Below are 17533 nucleotides of genomic sequence, written 5' to 3' on the forward strand. Positions count from 1 at the left end.
TCCGCTATCACTTACAATTTGTAATATTTCCAGCCAGTTTATCTTCGTATGTCCAAAGCAAATATTCATGTCGCGATTGCCTTGTTATTTCACCAAAATCAGGTTCTGGTTGGCTGGCGGGAAGCGAAACAGCATCAGGGAAATAAACATGAATTCCCTGGCGGCAAAGTAGAAGAAGGTGAAACACCGCTGCAAGCCTGCCGTCGTGAGATCCAGGAAGAAGTCGGTATTAATATCGAGCTTTGGCATCCTTTCGATTTTATTCGTCATGAATATGAAGATGTGATTGTGCATCTGCATTTATTCCATGCCAGTGTAGCTGAAGCACAGTTAGCCCAGATTCAGCAACCCTGGAAGTGGTATAGCCGCGAGCAGTTACAGCAGCTGAATTTTCCGAAAGCCAATGCAGTGATTTTAAAAAAACTGTTATGGCCACAGATGATTAAAATCAGCAGTGATCTGGCAGATCTGCATCAGCTCGACAAAGCGCAAATGCTGTATTGGCGAGTTGACGCCAACGCAGAACAGGCCGAGAAATTGGCAACCCTGCCGTTAGAAAAATTATCCCAATTGATTATTAATCATGACTTATATCTGCTGCTGGATGAACAACAGCAACAGAGTATTCAGACTTTACATCTTAAACAGGCACAGCTGAATCAACTAAGTACCAGTGATCTGGTTATAGGGAAACGCTATATTGCGGCGTGTCATGATCATGCGTCTACACAACGGGCAGAACAGCTGGGCTGTGAAGCAATTTTTCTGAGTCCTGTGCTTCCAACAGCGACTCATACAGAAGTAGAGCCACTGGGATGGATTACCTTTGAGAAGATTGCCAAACAGATTCAGATTCCTGTGTATGCACTTGGTGGAATCAACAAAGAAGATTTGAATCTGGCTCAATCCCATCATGCCTACGGGATCGCAGGCATTCGCGGGATATAAGTAAGTTAATTACTAAAAGTAATTATAGCTTAAAGAGCGCTCAATGCCTTCTGTGCTTTTTGAATGGTTTGTGGATTTTTCTGCAGCTGACCAGCTTTAAGAATTACCTGCCAGAGCTGCTTTTTCATAGCATTACTTTGGGCATAGCTAAGGCCGCGCTGCGCAAACGCTTGCGCATTGGCGGGTTTATTCTTGCGGTTCGCCAGCATCCCTAAATACAGATAGGTTTCAGGAGACTGTGGTGCCAGTCGCTGTGCCTGGGTAACATAGGTTTCAGCCTGATCAAACTTTTGTGCTTTATACGCTGTCTGAGTCTGCTGCATCAATGTCTTGAAAGCAGGTAACTGACGGCCATCATCAAACTGCTGTGGTTTAGGTTTCTGCTGCGGCACGACCACTTTTTGACGTTTGATTTCAGGATGATCATAAGGCGTAATCACTACACCATCAGATTTCTGCACCCGTGGTTTTTCAGGTGCAGGCTTGGCTGGAGCAGATGGTTCCTGCTGTATGGACTGACAACCGACTAAAGCAACTAAAATTGAACCAATCAGGATTTTTTGAAACATATATCTCACTCAATTAGGGTGAATAACTACCGCTTGAGATAATACGTGTATCTTGTAAAGAATCACGTTGGTTTTCCGTTTCAGTTTCTTCAATCCAGATCCCAATTTCATCGCTTGGATCGTCAAAACCTTGAGGTTCTTCTGAATCAATCGTATGTGGGGCAGGGGCATAATGCGATGCGCCACAAGCAGTAGCCTGATTTGGCATGCTGTGACGAGTCAACGGAATATACATGGCACCTTCACAGCCTTGAGCAGACAAATGACCTGTCGCGCGATCGACCCATTGCCATTGTACCTCACCTGGTTGATGCAGATTCACTGGCTTCTGGCGTAGCTGCTTCATGACACTGGTCCATACCGGTAGCGCACCAGATGATCCGGTCAAACCAGTAATCTTATTGTCATCCAGACCTAACCAGACCACAGCTAGGTAATTACCAGAATAGCCTGCGAACCATGAGTCACGGGTATCATTGGTGGTCCCTGATTTGCCAGCCAGACCAAGATTGCGTGGCAGGGTACTATAAGCAGATTGACCGGTACCGCTGCTCATGACCTGCTGTAAACCGTTGTTCAGGATATAGGCATAAGCCGGATCAATGGTTGGCTGAACCGTCAGGCCATAGCGATCGACCAGACGACCATTGGCATCCACCACGGAACGAATAGCTTTGACCGGATATTTAAAACCGCCAGTTGCAAAATTGCCATACAGACTCATCACTTCCATAGGTGACATATCTACCGCACCCAGATAAATGGAAGGGTAGGACGGAATATCAGAAGTCACACCAAATTTCTTTAGATGATTGATAAAGGTTGACATACCGAATTCCTGCGCCAAACGTACCGCGGACAGGTTATAGGAATTTGCCAGTGCCTGAGACATTGGAACCACACCATGTGGGCGGCCACTATAGTTCTTGGGGGTCCAGGTCTTGCCATCAGTTTTAATGCTCAGCTCGCTGTCTTCGATCGGGCTACCCCAATGGTAACGGTTCGATTCAATTGCGGTCAGGTAAATCACAGGTTTTAATAACGAACCCACCTGACGTTTGGCATCCAGGGCACGGTTAAAGCCGGTAAAGTCCTGGGTCGAACCAACTGCAGCAACCAGTTCACCATTTTCTGGATGAGTGACCAGCACCGCACCTTGCAAATCTTTTAAACGTTTCGGATTTGATCTGCTTAAGTTCGCCACTGTATTTTTGAAACTTTGCTGAATACGGGTCTGTGCCAATGGATCCAACGTGGTAAAGATGCGTAGGCCCTGATTGGTAATGTCACCTTCCTGATATTCGGTACGCAGCTGACGACGCACAATATCCAAGAAGTCAGGAAAACGTGCCGGACCCAGGGTTGGTTTTGTAATGACATTGAGAGGGCGTGCCTTCTCGGTTTCGTATTGCTCTTGGGTCAGATAACCCATGACCAGCATATTGTTCAGCACAATATCACGACGTCTTTTCGCCGTTTCAGGGTTACGCCATGGATTGTAGAGGGAAGGACCTTGTACCAGACCAACTAGAAATGCCTGTTGAGAAATATTTAATTCGCGCAACGGCAGACCAAAATAGAATTGGGACGCCAGACCGTAACCATTAATAGAATAATTGCCATTCTGGCCTAGATTCACTTCATTTAAATAGGCTTCAAGAATTTCATCCTTGTCATAATGCAATTCAATCAACATCGCCATAAAGGCTTCATTGACTTTACGTTTTAAGGTACGCTCTGGACTTAAATAGAAGTTTTTGACCAGCTGCTGGGTTAAAGTCGAGCCACCCTGACGTTTACCGCCGGTAATATTGCTGACCACTGCACGTGCAATCCCGCGTGGAGATACACCATGATGGTGGTAGAAATTACGGTCTTCGGTGACGATCAGTGCTTCAATCAAAGGTTTAGGTACTTTATTCAGCTTGATCAGTACCCGGTCTTCATTATGTTGGGGGTAAATTCCGCCAATTAATAAAGGTTCCAAACGGGCAATTCCGGACGTCGAAGGCTTGGTGGCACTTACGTCATTAATCTGTTCACCATTGAAGCTGACTTTTAAAATCTGCTCAGGCTCAACTCGGTCACCAAAGTCAAAACCACGGGTATGTACATATAAAGTATCACCAGAAGTCACATAACTTCCGGACTTGGTATAGCTTTCAGCACTCTTATATCCGAGCAGTTTAAGCTCTTCCTGAAGATCCTGTTGGCTGACAGGTGCATTGACATAAATTTCCATCGGACGTGCAAAGACTTTCGCAGGAATGTCCCAGCGCTGGCCTTCAAATTTGTCACGTACAATATTATCCAGACGAATCAGATAGATACTAAAGGCAACAAAGGCTGAAATGACCAAAACGGAAAAGATTAAGGCAATAAACCCCAAACCACGTTCATACTTCATAAATGATGATAAGCGTCTGTAAAATTCTGCTAATCATGCGAAGCTTTTAGGGAATTTGCAATATTTAAAGAGAAATTGGTTAAAAAATATCAATTAAAAAATACACTTAGTCTGCATAATATTATTTCTAACTTGCTCTACTTATACATAAAAACCAGGGAAAATTGTCAACGAGCCAGAGCTTAATGCTATTATAGGAGCGATTCGTAGCGGAGCGACGAGACTGGTGCTAATTTCACATAAGACATTCCGAAATATCGGGTTAGTAGGACGTCCTGATAAATCTTCAGTAGTTGAAACCTTATGTCTTATTCATGATCATTTGTTGAACGTGGGCCTGCATCCAGTGTTTGATGCAGATACCGCTGCGCTGGTACCTTATGAAAATACCCAGACAGTGAGCCGCGCCTTGCTGGGTGAGGTGGTCGATCTGGTCATTGTGGTTGGTGGTGATGGTTCATTGCTGCATGCTGCCCGGGCACTGGTCAAATATAATATTCCTGTCATCGGTGTGAACCGTGGCCGCTTGGGCTTCCTGACGGATATCAAGCCGACAGAAGTTATCTTCAAGCTGGATCAGGTTCTTAAAGGTGAATTCCAGCTTGAGCGACGTTTCCTGTTAGAACTGGAAATCCGGTCTAAAGGCGAAATTATCCATGATGCGATTGCTCTGAATGATGTCGTACTTCATTCTGGTAAATCCGTGCACATGATCGACTTTGAGCTGAATATTGATGGACAATATGTTTATCGTCAGCATAGTGATGGTCTGATCGTGTCGACACCAACAGGCTCAACTGCCTATGCACTTTCTGGTGGTGGACCAATTGTACATCCAAGTATGGATGCGATTGTGCTAGTACCCATGCATCCGCATACCCTGTCATCCCGACCGATTGTGGTTGGAGGACATAGTGAGATTAAGCTGGTGATCCGTAAAAATCGCGTGATGCCGATGGTCAGCGCAGATGGACAGCACAGCATTTCTTTGAATGTGGGAGATACGGTTCACATTCGTAAACACCCATTTAAACTGCAACTTTTACATCCACCGGGTTATGATTTCTATATGGCGTGTCGGACCAAGCTCGGCTGGAACCAAGACTTTGATTATCAGAATCGGGATTAAATCATGAATATTGAACAAATGCTCTCTATGCTCAATCCTGAGATTGTAGACCGACTGCGTACTGCGATTGAAATTGGTAAATGGCCGAACGGTGTGGCACTGACGGAAGAGCAGCGTCAGACGTGTATGCAAGCCGTATATGCCTGGGAAATTAAACATTTGCCTGAAACTGAACGTAGTGGTTATATCGACCGCGGTACCAAAGAAGAAGGTGAAGAATGTGATGATGATCATCACAAGAATGAACCGGAATTCAGGCCCATTCGTTTCGTTTAATTGAAACCAAAAAAGACCACAAGCGTGGTCTTTTTAATGTCTGAAATAAATGATTTTGTTCAAACCGAAAGACGGGTATTCCAGAGTTCTTTGGCTTTCTGCATTGCTGTTTCATAGCTCTCACATTTGCCCATGGTATATAGCGCAATACCGATGGTTTCAACCACTGCGGTTTCGCCATACTCATACGAACGGTGACCCTCCCAGACTTCTTTAAATACAGCCAGATTCAGCTCTTCTTCAATCGGACTGCGATTGTCCGTCAGTTTAGGCAGTTCGTGTTCATACAGTTCGCCATTCTTGATACCACAAATTAAGGTTTTGGCATCAGGGTTACGTTCAAACTCGCCACCTTCACCTTTAATAACAGCACTATTTTGATAACCGAGCTGAAAAGCAGCGCGCTGGTGTGAGCCACGATAAGCCGGATGGAAAATGGCCTGTAAAGTCGCTTTGGCATTGAATGGATTAATCAGGCGCGCCAATGTATGAATAGGAGAACGTAAACCCATAACATTCCGCAGTCCGATCAGCTCAGCCAGGATAGGTGAAATCACATCTAAAGGCAGATAAGCAAAATGTCTTTCTTGCAGCTGCTGTTCGACTTCAACCTCACTGTGGCAAATAGAATAGCCTAAGTATTCTAATACTTGCTCAGTATAAACCCGATTCAAAGTATGCCCAGCTGCACCATGCATGACAATATTATAGCCATGCTTGGCCAAGGTGAGAGCAGACAGGATAAACCATGGATAATGCTTGCGCTTGCCAGCATAAGATGACCAGTCCAAGTCTACATCCAGAGCTTTAAAATTAAGCTGATCCCGGGTTGCCTGAACAAAACCTGCCAGTTCTTCGACGGATTCTTCTTTTACGCGCAGTAGCATCAGGAAGGCACCTAGCTGCACATCCAGCACCTCATTTTTCAGGATCATACTAAAAGCTTGATAGGCTTCATCATAACTGAGCGAGCGTGCACCATTCTTTCCTTTACCAATAATACGAATAAACTGGGCAAAAGGATGTTCAGCATCTTTATAAATATTTCGCTTTGTGGTCATAGGGATAGATCAATCATGTTCATCAAGTATTGGCATATTTTACGCTGATATTGGTATTTCACCTTCTTATTTTGCAGAAGAATTATAGTTTTATAAGACTATAGTCTAAGGAATATTGTTTATTATTTAGACAAATTTAACATTTTGGGTTAAACAAAAGTCTAAAAAGCGGTTAAAATTTCTCTTGATTCTTTGTGTTTGCTTCATCTCCTGATCAATGCACTAACTTCTGCTGAAGAGCGGTGTTCCTGTAATTGTTAAAAGTACATACACAATCTATTTTCAGTATCAGATTAATTTCTTGATACGTAAGCACTTTTTTGTTTAAGGCAATCAAGTATTGGATGCTTATTTTCTTAAATAAGTGAAAACTGAATATTGCTTCTTGTTAGAAGTATATTGTGAACTAAGGTCATGGCTAAAAAACCTATTTATAAGTCACTTTATTTTCAAGTGATTGTTGCCATTATTGCCGGTATCCTTGTGGGTCACTTCTCACCAAGCGGTACGCAAATTATCAATGGTGCTGAACAATATGTTCCTGGTTTGGGCGAACAGCTGAAACCATTGGGTGATGGCTTTATCCGCCTGATCAAAATGATTATCGCACCAGTAATTTTCTGTACGGTAGTGAGTGGTATTGCAGGTATGGAAAGCATGAAATCTGTCGGCAAGACAGGTGGTATTGCTTTACTATACTTTGAAATCGTATCGACGATTGCCTTGGTGATCGGTCTGCTCGTGATCAATATTGCCAAACCTGGTGTTGGTATGAACGTTGATCCAGCAACTCTCGATACAGAAGGTATCTCGAAATATGTTGCATCAGGTGAGTCACAATCGACCATCGATTTCTTCATGAATATCATTCCAAATACGGTGGTGGGCGCATTTGCTGAAGGTGAAATCCTTCAGGTACTATTATTCGCTCTCCTGTTTGGTTTTGCCCTGCATCAGCTGGGAGATAATGGTAAGCCAGTACTGAAGTTCATTGACCAGATTTCACATGTATTCTTTAACATCGTGAACATGATCATGAAACTTGCACCTATCGGTGCGTTCGGTGCCATGGCATTTACGATCGGTAAATATGGTATCGGTACACTGGCGCAGCTGGGTCAATTGATTCTGTGCTTCTATATCACCTGTATCCTGTTTATTTTCATTATTCTTGGTTCGATTGCACGTTTCACCGGCTTCAGTATCATGAAAATGATCCGTCTGATCCGCGAAGAATTGCTGATTGTACTGGGTACTTCATCCTCTGAATCTGTATTGCCGCGTATGCTGAAAAAGCTGGAACTGGCAGGTGCAGAAAAATCAGTAGTCGGTCTGGTCATTCCAACAGGTTATTCTTTCAACTTGGACGGGACTTCTATTTACCTGACCATGGCGGCAGTCTTCATCGCTCAGGCAACCAATACCCAGCTAGATCTATCTCATCAGATTACCTTGCTTCTTGTGCTATTGATTTCATCTAAAGGTGCAGCAGGTGTAACAGGTTCTGGCTTTATCGTAATGGCTGCAACCCTGTCTGCAGTAGGTCATATCCCGGTAGCGGGCTTGGCACTGATTCTGGGTATCGACCGTTTCATGTCTGAAGCACGTGCTTTGACTAACCTGATTGGTAACTCATTGGCGACTCTGGTTGTTGCAAAATGGGTCGGTCAGCTGGACAAAGAAAAACTGGATTATGCATTAAACAATCCGGCAGAAATTGATGAATTAATGCAGCAAGAAGGCGTTAAATCTCACTGATTTCAGTCTGTTTAAAAAAAGGAAGCTTCGGCTTCCTTTTTTAAATTTTTATTAAAATAAATTGACTGTAAAGTTTGAAAAAAAATCGTATTAGCGCATGACACTGACCTTAAAAATCGCTAGCCTGTCTGTGGAAATATAATGATAAACACCACAAGGATAGAACAATGCTGGCATATGATGCAGACCTGGAATTATTCCGCGATAACTTTAAACGCTTTATGAGCGAACAGATTGCACCGCACTATGAGCAATGGGAACGTGAGGGCAAGATTCCACGTTCAGTATGGAATGCGCTGGGTGAAAATGGCTTTCTTTGTGTGGATGTTCCAGAAGAATATGGTGGCTATGGTGTGCCAACCCATTACTCCTTAATGTTACTCGAAGAGTCGGCACGTGCAGGGTTTAGTGCACTCTCTATTGGTTTGTCATGCCACTCGGATATTGCTGCACCCTATATCCTGCATATCGCCACTGAAGAACAGAAGAAATACTGGCTGCCTAAAATGGTGACTGGTGAGGTGGTCGGTGCCATCGGTATGACTGAACCAGGTGCCGGTTCTGACTTGCAGGCAATTCGAACCAGCGCCATTTTGCAGGACGACCACTATCTGTTAAATGGTTCCAAAACTTTTATTTCGAATGGTCAGCATGCCGATCTTGTGGTGCTGGCTGTAAAAACCGACCCACAGGCGCGTGCCAAAGGTGTTTCATTACTTTTGGTAGATACTCATCTGGAAGGTTTCAAGAAAGGCACCAATCTGGACAAGATTGGCCTGCACTCACAAGATACTTCTGAGCTGTTCTTTGATAATGTCAAAGTGCCAAAAGATCAGTTACTCGGTCAACTAGGCCAAGGCTTTGCATACCTGATGCAAGAACTGCCACGTGAGCGCACTGCGATTGCGGCTACGGCTTTGGGTGCGATTCGTGGTTCAATTGATATCACCACGACCTATGTCAAAGAGCGTCAAGCCTTTGGTCAGGCAGTGGGCCAATTCCAGAATACTCGCTTTGTATTGGCACAGGCCAAGATTGATGAACTGGCAACAGCGGCGTTTTATAACCAGAATGTTGAGTTGTATATGCAGGGCAAGCTGAATGTTGAAACGGCAGCAGCCTTAAAAAGTTTTTCAACTGACATGCAGATGAAAATTGCGGATAATTTGCTCCAGCTGTTTGGTGGCTATGGCTATATGACTGAATATCCGATTTCCCGTTTCTTTGTCGATGCGCGTATCCAAAGGATTTATGGTGGTACGAACGAGATCATGAAAGAAATCGTGGCACGTAGCCTATTAGGTCGCTAAAAGTATTTCATTCGCTATAAAGTAAAAGTGAGTCTATAAGGGCTCATTTTTATGTAAGGGAGCAAATTACATTTTTCATATTTTAAGATCTTAATACTTCTAGGCACTCATCAATAAACACAGATAAATCGTCTGGTGCACGTGAAGAGATCAACTGGTTATTATCATTGACTAGTTCTGCATCATAATAACGACCGCCTGCATCTTGCAGCCAGTGCGCATGGTCACGAATACTGGTAATAATCCGGTCCTTCAGCACGTCAGCTGCACCGAGTAATAATGAAGCATCGCAGATGCTAAAGATGGTTTTATTGGCTGCATTAAATTCCTGAATCAACTTTAGAACAACAGCATCTGAAGTGAAGGTCAGGGGAGATTCTCCACCTGGAATTAGTAATGCGTCAAAATCATCGACACAGATTTGGTCAATACTTTCATCTATAGTCACTGAAGCTGTATGTTTCTGACCATATATGACCTTTCCAGCTTCATGGTCAATATTGCAGATACTGTGACTGGCAGCACGAAAGGCTTCTACAGGTTCAAAATATTCCTGATCATCAAAGTTATGAGTGACGAGCACAGCTATTCTTTTTGGCATGTATTTGCTCCTGCCTAAGTTTTGAACAGACTAGCGGGATAAGGTTTAAAAATCGTCCCTGCTTTGTAAATAAATACATGTTAAATGTAAGAAACTCTGTTAAAACAAGTAAAAAAAGCATATGTGCAGGATGTTGAGCGGTAATTTTAAAATGAACTATTGATCATCTAGCAACATCCTTCCATTGCTGATTTTTGAGTCTTTGTATGATTTTTCTTATGGTTAAAATCGTTATATAGATTAAGAAATAATGATAATTCATCCATCCTAAAATCAGTTAAGATGCAAACGCAAACTTTACAATTTGATAATGTAACTTTTGCTGAATACGCTGTGGAAAATGTTACCAAACATTGCAGATGCGATGAGTGGTTAGGCAACGCATAAATAACTGACTTTTAAAAGACAAAGTCATATTGCGTAACATTTGAAAGCTTACTATTGTTATACTGAAACAGTTACGGTTTATGAAGGGCGACATAACAATGATCAACGACGATCAAAACACTACGACTTCTCTTGATTTGGCTAAGATTCGTGAAGATATCGATTCAGTTGATCAGCAAATTCAGCAATTGATTAATCGCCGTGCGCGTTTGGCAGAAGCTGTAGCAAAAGCAAAGTTTGCTTCAGAAGAGAATCCACTGTTTTACCGTCCTGAACGTGAAGCGCAGGTTTTGCGTAATGTTATGGAACGTAATGAGGGGCCACTGTCTGATACCACCATGGCACGTCTGTTCCGTGAAATCATGTCGGCCTGTCTGGCACTCGAAGCTCCGCAAAGCATTGCTTTCCTTGGACCAGTCGGGACTTATACCCATTCTGCGGTACTCAAGCACTTTGGTCATGATGCTGTGGTTCGTCCTTTACCGACCATTGATGAAGTTTTCCGTGACGTGGAAGCAGGCAGTGCCCATTATGGTCTGGTGCCGGTAGAAAATTCCTCTGAAGGCGTGGTCAACCATACTTTGGACTGTTTTAAAACATCGAACCTGAATGTGATTGGCGAAGTTGAATTACCGATTCACCATCAGTTCCTGATTTCTGAAAATACCCGTAAAGACAGCATCAAACAGATTTATGCGCATCAGCAGACTTTGGCACAATGCCGTAAGTGGCTGGATGCTCATTATCCAGGTGTGGAACGTGTCGCTTTAAGTTCCAATGCGGAAGCAGCACGCCGTATTCGTAATGAATGGCATTCTGCTGCAATTGCTTCTGAAATTGCCGCGAGTATCTATGACCTCGAAATCATGCATAGCAATATCGAGGACAATCCGGAAAATACCACACGCTTTCTGGTGATTGGCCGTGAAAAAGTGCCACAAAGCGGTAATGACAAGACTTCATTACTGATTTCAGCACATGATCGTGCCGGGGCTTTGCTGGAAATTCTGGCGCCATTTGCCAAGCATAATATCAGTCTGACCAGCATTGAAACCCGTCCTGCACTTCCTGAAAAATGGGCTTATGTGTTCTTCATTGATCTTGAAGGCCATATTGAGCAGGAACACGTGAAAGCAGCCATTGAAGAAATTCGTCCTTTGGTTAAAGAAGTTCGCGTGCTCGGTTCATATCCTGCAGCTGTACTTTAAGTCAGCCATTTGTAGTCAGTGCGAGGGTGCTGACCACTGTTTCACACGTAAATCGGAAGTATAAAATGTCGTTCGTGCCAGCCAATCAAGGCATCTCAAAGTTAAAGCCATACCAGCCAGGTAAGCCAATCAGTGAACTTGAGCGCGAGTTGGGTCTTACCGATATCGTCAAACTGGCTTCAAATGAAAATCCGTTGGGTTGTTCAGATAAAGTCAAAGAAGCGGTCGCTGCGGAAATTGCTGAAATTGGCCGTTATCCAGATGGTGGTGGTTTTATCCTGAAAGATCAGATCAAAACCCAGTTTGGTTTTAATCATGATCAGATTACTTTGGGGAATGGTTCAAACGACTTACTGGAAATGTTTGCCCGCGCATTCGTTTCAGAAAATGATTCTGTGGTGTATAGCCAGCATGCTTTTGCGGTTTATGCATTGGTAACTCAAGCCATTAATGCGCAAGCGATTGAAGTACCAGCTAAAGGCTTCTCGCATGACTTGGAAGCAATGGCGGCTGCCATTCAGGACAACACCAAACTCGTTTTCATTGCAAACCCGAATAATCCGACGGGAACCTGGTTCGAAGAAGCTGAATTTGAAGCTTTCATGCAAAAAGTTCCTGCTAATGTCATCGTGGTTCTGGATGAAGCCTATGTGGAATATTTCCCGGAAAACTTCAACAGCTTGAAATTCCTTGCGCAATATCCAAACCTGATCGTTAGCCGTACTTTGTCGAAGTGTTATGGTTTGGCTGCACTACGTGTTGGTTTTGCTCTGGCTTCAGTTGAAGTGACAGATTACCTGAACCGTATTCGTCAACCATTTAATGTCAACCATTTAGCGATGGTCGCTGCGGTGGCTGCACTGAAAGATGAAGACTTTATCGCGCGTTCTCGTGAAGTGAATAAAGCCGGTATGGCGCAACTTGAAGCTGGCTTTAAGGCTTTGGGTCTTAACTATGTGCCATCTCGTGCCAACTTCATCCTGGTCGATGTTCAAGCAGATCCTGCTGAAACCTTTAATGGTTTATTAAAGCAAGGTGTGATTGTGCGTCCAGTGGGTATTGCTAACCACTTGCGCGTATCGATTGGTACCGAAGCTGAAAATGCCAAATTCCTTGCTGCACTCGGCAAAGTACTTGGCTTAGAGGCAAAAGCTTAAGTTATGTCGCAGCCACTGTTTGAAAAAGTTGCCTTTATTGGACTTGGACTGATTGGTTCAAGTCTGGCACGTGTGATTAAGGCTGAACATTTAGCCAATGACATCGTGGCATCGACCCGTTCGCAAAAAACGCTGGAAGATGCCAAAGCCTTGGGATTAATTTCCGAAGGCTATGCAGATCCTGTAGAAGCTGTCAAAGGTGCAGACCTGATCGTCCTGGCGTTACCCGTACGTGCTACGCAAAAAGTATTGGAAACGATTCAGCCTTATCTGGCTGAATGTGCCATTATTACCGATGTGGGTAGCACAAAGGGCAATGTAGTTGAGGCGGCCAAAGCGGTTTTTGGTGATGCATTACCTGCAGGTTTTGTACCGGGTCATCCGATTGCCGGTGCAGAACATACGGGTGTGCATGCAGGCAAAGTTGATCTGTTTGCCAATCATAAAGTGATTTTGACGCCGTTGCCGACCAGTGCAGCGTGGGCAGTCGATAAACTGATTCAACTGTGGCAGGCGGCAAAAGCGGAAGTGATTTGCATGGATGTGGAAAAGCATGATGAAGTGCTGGCGCATACCAGTCATCTTCCGCATCTGATGGCCTTTAACCTGGTCGAACAACTGGCCAAGCGTGAAGACAATTTAGATATTTTTCGTTATGCTGCGGGCGGCTTTCGGGACTTTTCCCGAATTGCAGCCAGTGATCCACAAATGTGGCATGACATCTTTTTTGCCAACAAAAAAGCAATTCTGAATGCTGTAGATGGCTTTGAGGCTCAGCTGGAAATTATCCGCAAGCTGATTGAAGACGAAGATTCCCAAGCATTGATGGGCTTACTGGGACATGCGCAGGCAGCTCGCCAGCATTTCAACCATATGCTCGCCAAGAAACCTTTCATGGAGAAAAATCAAGTGACACAACAATTTACCATTCAGCCGGGTGCCAAGAAATTCCAGGGCAAATTTACCGTGCCAGGTGACAAATCTGTGTCACACCGTTCCATCATGTTTGGTGCTATCGCTGAAGGTACAACCCATGTGACCGGTTTCCTTGAAGGGGAAGATGCTTTAGCGACTCTGCAAGCTTTCCGTGATATGGGCGTGAGCATTGAGGGGCCTAAAAATGGTGAAGTGACGATTCATGGTGTGGGGATGCATGGTTTGAAAGCACCACAGTCTGCACTGTATATGGGCAACTCAGGTACATCAATGCGTTTGTTGTCCGGTATGCTGGCAGCGCAGAAATTTGATTCTGTGATGACCGGTGATGCTTCACTGTCTAAACGTCCAATGGAACGTATTGCCAAGCCTTTACGTGAAATGGGCGCGCAGATCCAGACTACGGGTGAGCGCGGTACGCCACCTGTATCCATCACCGGCAACCAAAACCTTAAAGGGATTCAGTACGATTTGCCAATGGCCTCTGCTCAGGTGAAATCAGGAATTCTACTTGCAGGCCTGTGGGCGGAGGGTGAAACTTCGGTAACTGAGCCTGAACCAACTCGTGACCATACTGAGCGTATGCTGCGTGCATTTGGTTATGAAGTGAAAACTGAAGGTAACCGGATTTCACTGCAAGGTGGTGGTAAGCTGGTCGGAACCAATATTCAGGTGCCTTCAGACATTTCTTCAGCAGCCTTCTTTATGGTGGGTGCTGCCATTACTGAAAATTCGGACGTCACCCTTGAAGCCGTCGGTATTAACCCCACCCGTACTGGTGTGATTGAAATCCTGAAACAGATGGGTGCAGATATTACAGTTGAAAATGAGCGTATTGCGGGCGGTGAACCGATTGCAGATATTCATATTCGTGGTACTCGTACCTTAAAAGGTATTCATATGCCAGAAGATCAGGTGCCATTAGCCATTGATGAATTCCCTGCATTGTTTATTGCAGCGGCATGTGCCGAAGGTCAGACGATTTTGACCGGTGCTGCAGAGCTTCGCGTGAAAGAGTCAGACCGTATTCAGGTCATGGCGGATGGTTTAAAAACCATGGGTATTGACTGTACCCCAACTGAAGATGGCATCATCATTGAAGGTAAAGGCAAGGCAGGTGACTGGTCACCAATCTTTACCGGTGGTGAAATTGAATCGCATCATGATCACCGTATCGCAATGAGTTTCTCGATTGCAGGTCTGCGTAACTCAGGTGAAATCAAGATTGTCGGGACTGAAACAGTCGCGACCAGCTTCCCAACCTTTACTGCACTGACATCTCAGGCTGGTCTGGCGATTGAAGTGACAGAATAATCCTTAAATTTATGTGAAACGGCCAAGCTTTTGCTTGGCTGTTTTGTTTATATTGGCTTATGCTAAACCCATACAAGAAAAAAGCCATTTGGATGTAGCGATGCGAAAATTAAAATTTATTGCCAATACTCAAAGCCAACAGCAATTACAGGATAGTCGTGAGACCCAAGAGTATGTCGCGCAATTTCTTGCTGATGAACTAGGAAAATATGGCTTTCAAACCCTGCCACAAAGTGGTGGACAGGTTGCTGTTGCAGTAGATGAACACGCATTGCCACTTTCGGTGAGTTGCGAAAGTCGTGACAGTGAAGGGCATTTTGTCTGTGAGATTGTATCTTATCCAGATGAAGAACAAGACTGGCTGGATCGGATTACCGAACAAAGCCTCCTTAATCAACTGGCACAGGCCGTAGAAGCTTCACTCAAAGAGCAAGAAAGCTTTAGTGAATTCGAATGGAAAAATTAAAAAAAGCGGCCATTGAGCCGCTTTTTTTAATTATGGAATTTTTTTACAGCATTAAAAAGCGCGTAATCGCAATACGTAACTGTTTGAGGTAACCAGTAAAGAAATGATTGGCACCTGGTAAAATGGTCAACAAATGACGCTGTGGTTTAGCCCATTCAATCAGATCCGACAACAGGGTTACATCATCGGCTTCACCATGCAGGAACAGAATGTCACCTTTAATATGCGGTGTTACATAGTGGCGTAAACCTGCTACGGTGGCGGTTGGCAAACCGCATAAAACCGTCTGTTTAGGCTGTAATTCTATAGGTAGCGTGGCATAGCTTTTGGCCATGACATGCGCACCGAAACTAAAGCCGCCTGCATAGAATGGCAAGCCAATATGTTGAGTACGAGCGAATTTAATCACTTCAAGTACATCATCAGTTTCACCATAGCCTTCGTCATGTATTCCATCACTTTGACCAGAACCACGGAAACTTGGACGATAGACAACACAACCACGCTCTAAAAACATTTGTGCCAGCAATACTGGAACTTTATGTTGTGGTGTACCGCCTTGTAATGGATGGGGGTGACAAACAACCGCGAATCCTTTCACTTCACCCTGAGGATAATCCACAAAAACTTCAATTTGTCCCACAGGACCCTGAAGGAAAATTTGCTCGGACATAGGAAAATCGATAAATGAGGGGAGAAAGGCGTATTTTAACGTTTGTATTAAGTAAAAACATGAATTGGAATTAAAATAACTCGACTGATATAGTTTGATTAATCACTTTTTAACCAGGTTGGCTATGCTCGCATTAATTTCCCCTGCAAAGACCCTCGACTACGAATCATCGTTACCAACAGATCAGCATACGCAAGCAAGATTGCTGGAACATTCCCAGGAATTGATAGAAGTTGCCAGCAAGTTATCAGCAACAGAAATTTCCAGTCTGATGTCAGTAAGTGAAAAAATTGCCAATCTTAATGTTGAGCGTTTCCGTGACTGGCAGCCAGAGTTTGATCTGTCAAATGCACGACAGGCGATTTTTGCCTTTAAGGGCGATGTTTATACAGGTCTGGATGCCTATAATCTAAAAGATCATGATATTAGCTATGCCCAGGAACATTTGCGTATGCTGTCCGGCTTATATGGTTTGTTACGTCCATTGGATCTGATGATGCCATATCGATTAGAGATGGGAACAAAACTTGCCAATTCTCGTGGTCATAACCTGTATGAATTCTGGGGACATACCATTACTGAGCTGATCAATTATGATCTCGCAGCGGCGAATTCAGAACTTTTGGTGAATATTGCTTCTGATGAATACTATAAATCTGTGAAGGAAAGTAAAATCCAGGCAGAAATCATCAAGCCTGTGTTTCTGGATCAGAAAAATGGCAAATATAAAGTGATTAGCTTTTATGCCAAGAAAGCACGTGGCCTGATGGCACGCTTTATTATTGAAAACCAGATCGATCGCGTAGAGGGACTGAAAGGTTTTAATACTGATGGGTACTACTTTGATTCAGAGAGTTCTCTTAAAGGTGAGCTGGTATTCAAGCGTGATGAACAACTCGCTGCTTAGGTAGTCTTATTTAATAAAAAAAGATCATCTGTGGGTGATCTTTTTTTATATATGAATAATTAAGCATTAAAAAGGCGCATAAAATAAGTTTTTTCTTTTTACAGATAAGAATTCTGCTACAAAAAGAAGCATTAATTTTAAAGGATAAAATTTATTCTATTTCAAAGTAGAACGGCAAATATGGGAGAGTTAGCAGTTAAAATATACAAGTTTTAATCGATGATTTTGACAATGGGTCAGAAAAATTGATTTAGAAAAATTTATAGATAAGGCTGTAAGAAACTCAATTTTCCCCATTCTTTATTTCAAAACAATTAAAGTTTATTTAAATTAAATATTCACTAGAAATAGATATTTATTTAAGATTTTCATAATTAATTTTAATTATAGGATTTTTTTATAAATCATTTTTGAATCCCTATAAAG

Annotated in this window: 15 protein-coding genes; 10 read left to right on the forward strand and 5 right to left on the reverse strand. The window is 43.4% G+C overall.

Annotation, left to right across the window (positions count from 1 at the left end):
• The first annotated feature begins 48 nt into the window (after nucleotides 1–48).
• A complete protein-coding gene (locus tag ACTJIX_RS00370; RefSeq protein ID WP_005222683.1) occupies nucleotides 49–948 on the forward strand; it encodes an NUDIX domain-containing protein in 900 nt (299 codons plus the stop codon).
• A gap of 29 nt (nucleotides 949–977) precedes the next feature.
• Here the strand turns inward: ACTJIX_RS00370 and ACTJIX_RS00375 are convergent, their stop codons facing one another.
• Both ACTJIX_RS00375 and mrcB read right to left on the reverse strand, forming a co-directional pair.
• On the reverse strand, nucleotides 978–1517 hold the full coding sequence (locus ACTJIX_RS00375) for a tetratricopeptide repeat protein (RefSeq protein ID WP_005222681.1): 540 nt from the start codon (nucleotides 1515–1517) through the stop codon (nucleotides 978–980).
• A 13-nt stretch (nucleotides 1518–1530) separates the two neighbouring features.
• On the reverse strand, nucleotides 1531–3924 hold the full coding sequence (mrcB, locus tag ACTJIX_RS00380; protein WP_440611072.1) for a penicillin-binding protein 1B: 2394 nt from the start codon (nucleotides 3922–3924) through the stop codon (nucleotides 1531–1533).
• Nucleotides 3925–4150: 226 nt separating this feature from the next.
• On the opposite strand from mrcB, the gene ACTJIX_RS00385 reads away from it, so the two are divergent.
• Nucleotides 4151–5053 (forward strand): NAD(+) kinase, encoded by a 903-nt coding sequence (locus ACTJIX_RS00385; RefSeq protein ID WP_004815364.1) that lies wholly within the window; start codon nucleotides 4151–4153, stop codon nucleotides 5051–5053.
• 3 nt (nucleotides 5054–5056) lie between these two features.
• Nucleotides 5057–5329 (forward strand): YeaC family protein, encoded by a 273-nt coding sequence (locus ACTJIX_RS00390; RefSeq protein WP_004815365.1) that lies wholly within the window; start codon nucleotides 5057–5059, stop codon nucleotides 5327–5329.
• Between the two features lie 59 nt (nucleotides 5330–5388).
• Here ACTJIX_RS00390 and ACTJIX_RS00395 read toward each other — a convergent pair whose 3' ends face one another.
• Entirely contained in the window at nucleotides 5389–6390 is a 1002-nt protein-coding gene (locus ACTJIX_RS00395; RefSeq protein WP_262467568.1) for a glycosyl transferase family protein, read from the reverse strand.
• Between the two features lie 414 nt (nucleotides 6391–6804).
• Between ACTJIX_RS00395 and ACTJIX_RS00400 the strand changes: the two genes are divergently transcribed.
• Both ACTJIX_RS00400 and ACTJIX_RS00405 read left to right on the forward strand, forming a co-directional pair.
• On the forward strand, nucleotides 6805–8148 hold the full coding sequence (locus ACTJIX_RS00400; RefSeq protein WP_004892515.1) for a dicarboxylate/amino acid:cation symporter: 1344 nt from the start codon (nucleotides 6805–6807) through the stop codon (nucleotides 8146–8148).
• 167 nt (nucleotides 8149–8315) lie between these two features.
• The gene (locus ACTJIX_RS00405; RefSeq protein WP_005222669.1) at nucleotides 8316–9458 is read left to right on the forward strand and encodes an acyl-CoA dehydrogenase family protein; all 1143 of its coding nucleotides are present in this window, start codon (nucleotides 8316–8318) and stop codon (nucleotides 9456–9458) included.
• Between the two features lie 82 nt (nucleotides 9459–9540).
• On the opposite strand, the gene ACTJIX_RS00410 is transcribed toward ACTJIX_RS00405, so the two are convergent.
• Nucleotides 9541–10059 carry a DJ-1/PfpI family protein gene (locus ACTJIX_RS00410; protein WP_005222668.1) on the reverse strand — a complete coding sequence of 173 codons (519 nt, stop codon included), beginning with the start codon at nucleotides 10057–10059 and terminating at the stop codon, nucleotides 9541–9543.
• A gap of 485 nt (nucleotides 10060–10544) precedes the next feature.
• Here ACTJIX_RS00410 and pheA point away from each other — a divergent pair, with 485 nt between their 5' ends.
• The 4 genes from pheA to ACTJIX_RS00430 all read left to right on the forward strand — a co-directional run bounded on the left by pheA (nucleotide 10545) and on the right by ACTJIX_RS00430 (nucleotide 15527).
• A complete protein-coding gene (gene pheA / locus ACTJIX_RS00415) occupies nucleotides 10545–11654 on the forward strand; it encodes a prephenate dehydratase (RefSeq protein ID WP_004645570.1) in 1110 nt (369 codons plus the stop codon).
• A 65-nt stretch (nucleotides 11655–11719) separates the two neighbouring features.
• Nucleotides 11720–12811: a histidinol-phosphate transaminase gene (gene hisC / locus ACTJIX_RS00420; protein WP_262467567.1), complete on the forward strand. Its 1092-nt coding sequence runs from the start codon at nucleotides 11720–11722 to the stop codon at nucleotides 12809–12811.
• Nucleotides 12812–12814: 3 nt separating this feature from the next.
• Complete coding sequence (locus ACTJIX_RS00425) at nucleotides 12815–15061, forward strand: bifunctional prephenate dehydrogenase/3-phosphoshikimate 1-carboxyvinyltransferase (protein WP_440611073.1); 2247 nt, start codon at nucleotides 12815–12817, stop codon at nucleotides 15059–15061.
• A gap of 100 nt (nucleotides 15062–15161) precedes the next feature.
• Entirely contained in the window at nucleotides 15162–15527 is a 366-nt protein-coding gene (locus ACTJIX_RS00430) for a hypothetical protein (RefSeq protein ID WP_004892531.1), read from the forward strand.
• A 43-nt stretch (nucleotides 15528–15570) separates the two neighbouring features.
• Here the strand turns inward: ACTJIX_RS00430 and ACTJIX_RS00435 are convergent, their stop codons facing one another.
• The gene (locus ACTJIX_RS00435) at nucleotides 15571–16200 is read right to left on the reverse strand and encodes an alpha/beta hydrolase (protein ID WP_004892534.1); all 630 of its coding nucleotides are present in this window, start codon (nucleotides 16198–16200) and stop codon (nucleotides 15571–15573) included.
• 124 nt (nucleotides 16201–16324) lie between these two features.
• Here ACTJIX_RS00435 and yaaA point away from each other — a divergent pair, with 124 nt between their 5' ends.
• Nucleotides 16325–17107, forward strand: coding sequence for a peroxide stress protein YaaA (gene yaaA / locus ACTJIX_RS00440; protein ID WP_004892538.1), 783 nt, complete (start codon nucleotides 16325–16327; stop codon nucleotides 17105–17107).
• Nucleotides 17108–17533 lie beyond the last annotated feature (426 nt).

It is taken from the genome of Acinetobacter sp. 22323, from assembly GCF_052044895.1.
GTDB lineage: Bacteria > Pseudomonadota > Gammaproteobacteria > Pseudomonadales > Moraxellaceae > Acinetobacter > Acinetobacter schindleri.

What these genes read in the sequence shown, in the direction of transcription:
- ACTJIX_RS00400 (WP_004892515.1), top strand. Translation starts at nt 6,805, where the DNA reads ATGGCTAAAAAACCTATTTATAAGTCACTTTATTTTCAAGTGATTGTT.
- ACTJIX_RS00405 (WP_005222669.1), top strand. Translation starts at nt 8,316, where the DNA reads ATGCTGGCATATGATGCAGACCTGGAATTATTCCGCGATAACTTTAAA.
- ACTJIX_RS00375 (WP_005222681.1), bottom strand. Translation starts at nt 1,517, where the DNA reads ATGTTTCAAAAAATCCTGATTGGTTCAATTTTAGTTGCTTTAGTCGGT.
- ACTJIX_RS00395 (WP_262467568.1), bottom strand. Translation starts at nt 6,390, where the DNA reads ATGACCACAAAGCGAAATATTTATAAAGATGCTGAACATCCTTTTGCC.
- ACTJIX_RS00410 (WP_005222668.1), bottom strand. Translation starts at nt 10,059, where the DNA reads ATGCCAAAAAGAATAGCTGTGCTCGTCACTCATAACTTTGATGATCAG.
- pheA (WP_004645570.1), top strand. Translation starts at nt 10,545, where the DNA reads ATGATCAACGACGATCAAAACACTACGACTTCTCTTGATTTGGCTAAG.
- ACTJIX_RS00370 (WP_005222683.1), top strand. Translation starts at nt 49, where the DNA reads ATGTCCAAAGCAAATATTCATGTCGCGATTGCCTTGTTATTTCACCAA.
- ACTJIX_RS00390 (WP_004815365.1), top strand. Translation starts at nt 5,057, where the DNA reads ATGAATATTGAACAAATGCTCTCTATGCTCAATCCTGAGATTGTAGAC.
- ACTJIX_RS00430 (WP_004892531.1), top strand. Translation starts at nt 15,162, where the DNA reads ATGCGAAAATTAAAATTTATTGCCAATACTCAAAGCCAACAGCAATTA.
- yaaA (WP_004892538.1), top strand. Translation starts at nt 16,325, where the DNA reads ATGCTCGCATTAATTTCCCCTGCAAAGACCCTCGACTACGAATCATCG.
- ACTJIX_RS00425 (WP_440611073.1), top strand. Translation starts at nt 12,815, where the DNA reads ATGTCGCAGCCACTGTTTGAAAAAGTTGCCTTTATTGGACTTGGACTG.
- ACTJIX_RS00435 (WP_004892534.1), bottom strand. Translation starts at nt 16,200, where the DNA reads ATGTCCGAGCAAATTTTCCTTCAGGGTCCTGTGGGACAAATTGAAGTT.
- hisC (WP_262467567.1), top strand. Translation starts at nt 11,720, where the DNA reads ATGTCGTTCGTGCCAGCCAATCAAGGCATCTCAAAGTTAAAGCCATAC.
- mrcB (WP_440611072.1), bottom strand. Translation starts at nt 3,924, where the DNA reads ATGAAGTATGAACGTGGTTTGGGGTTTATTGCCTTAATCTTTTCCGTT.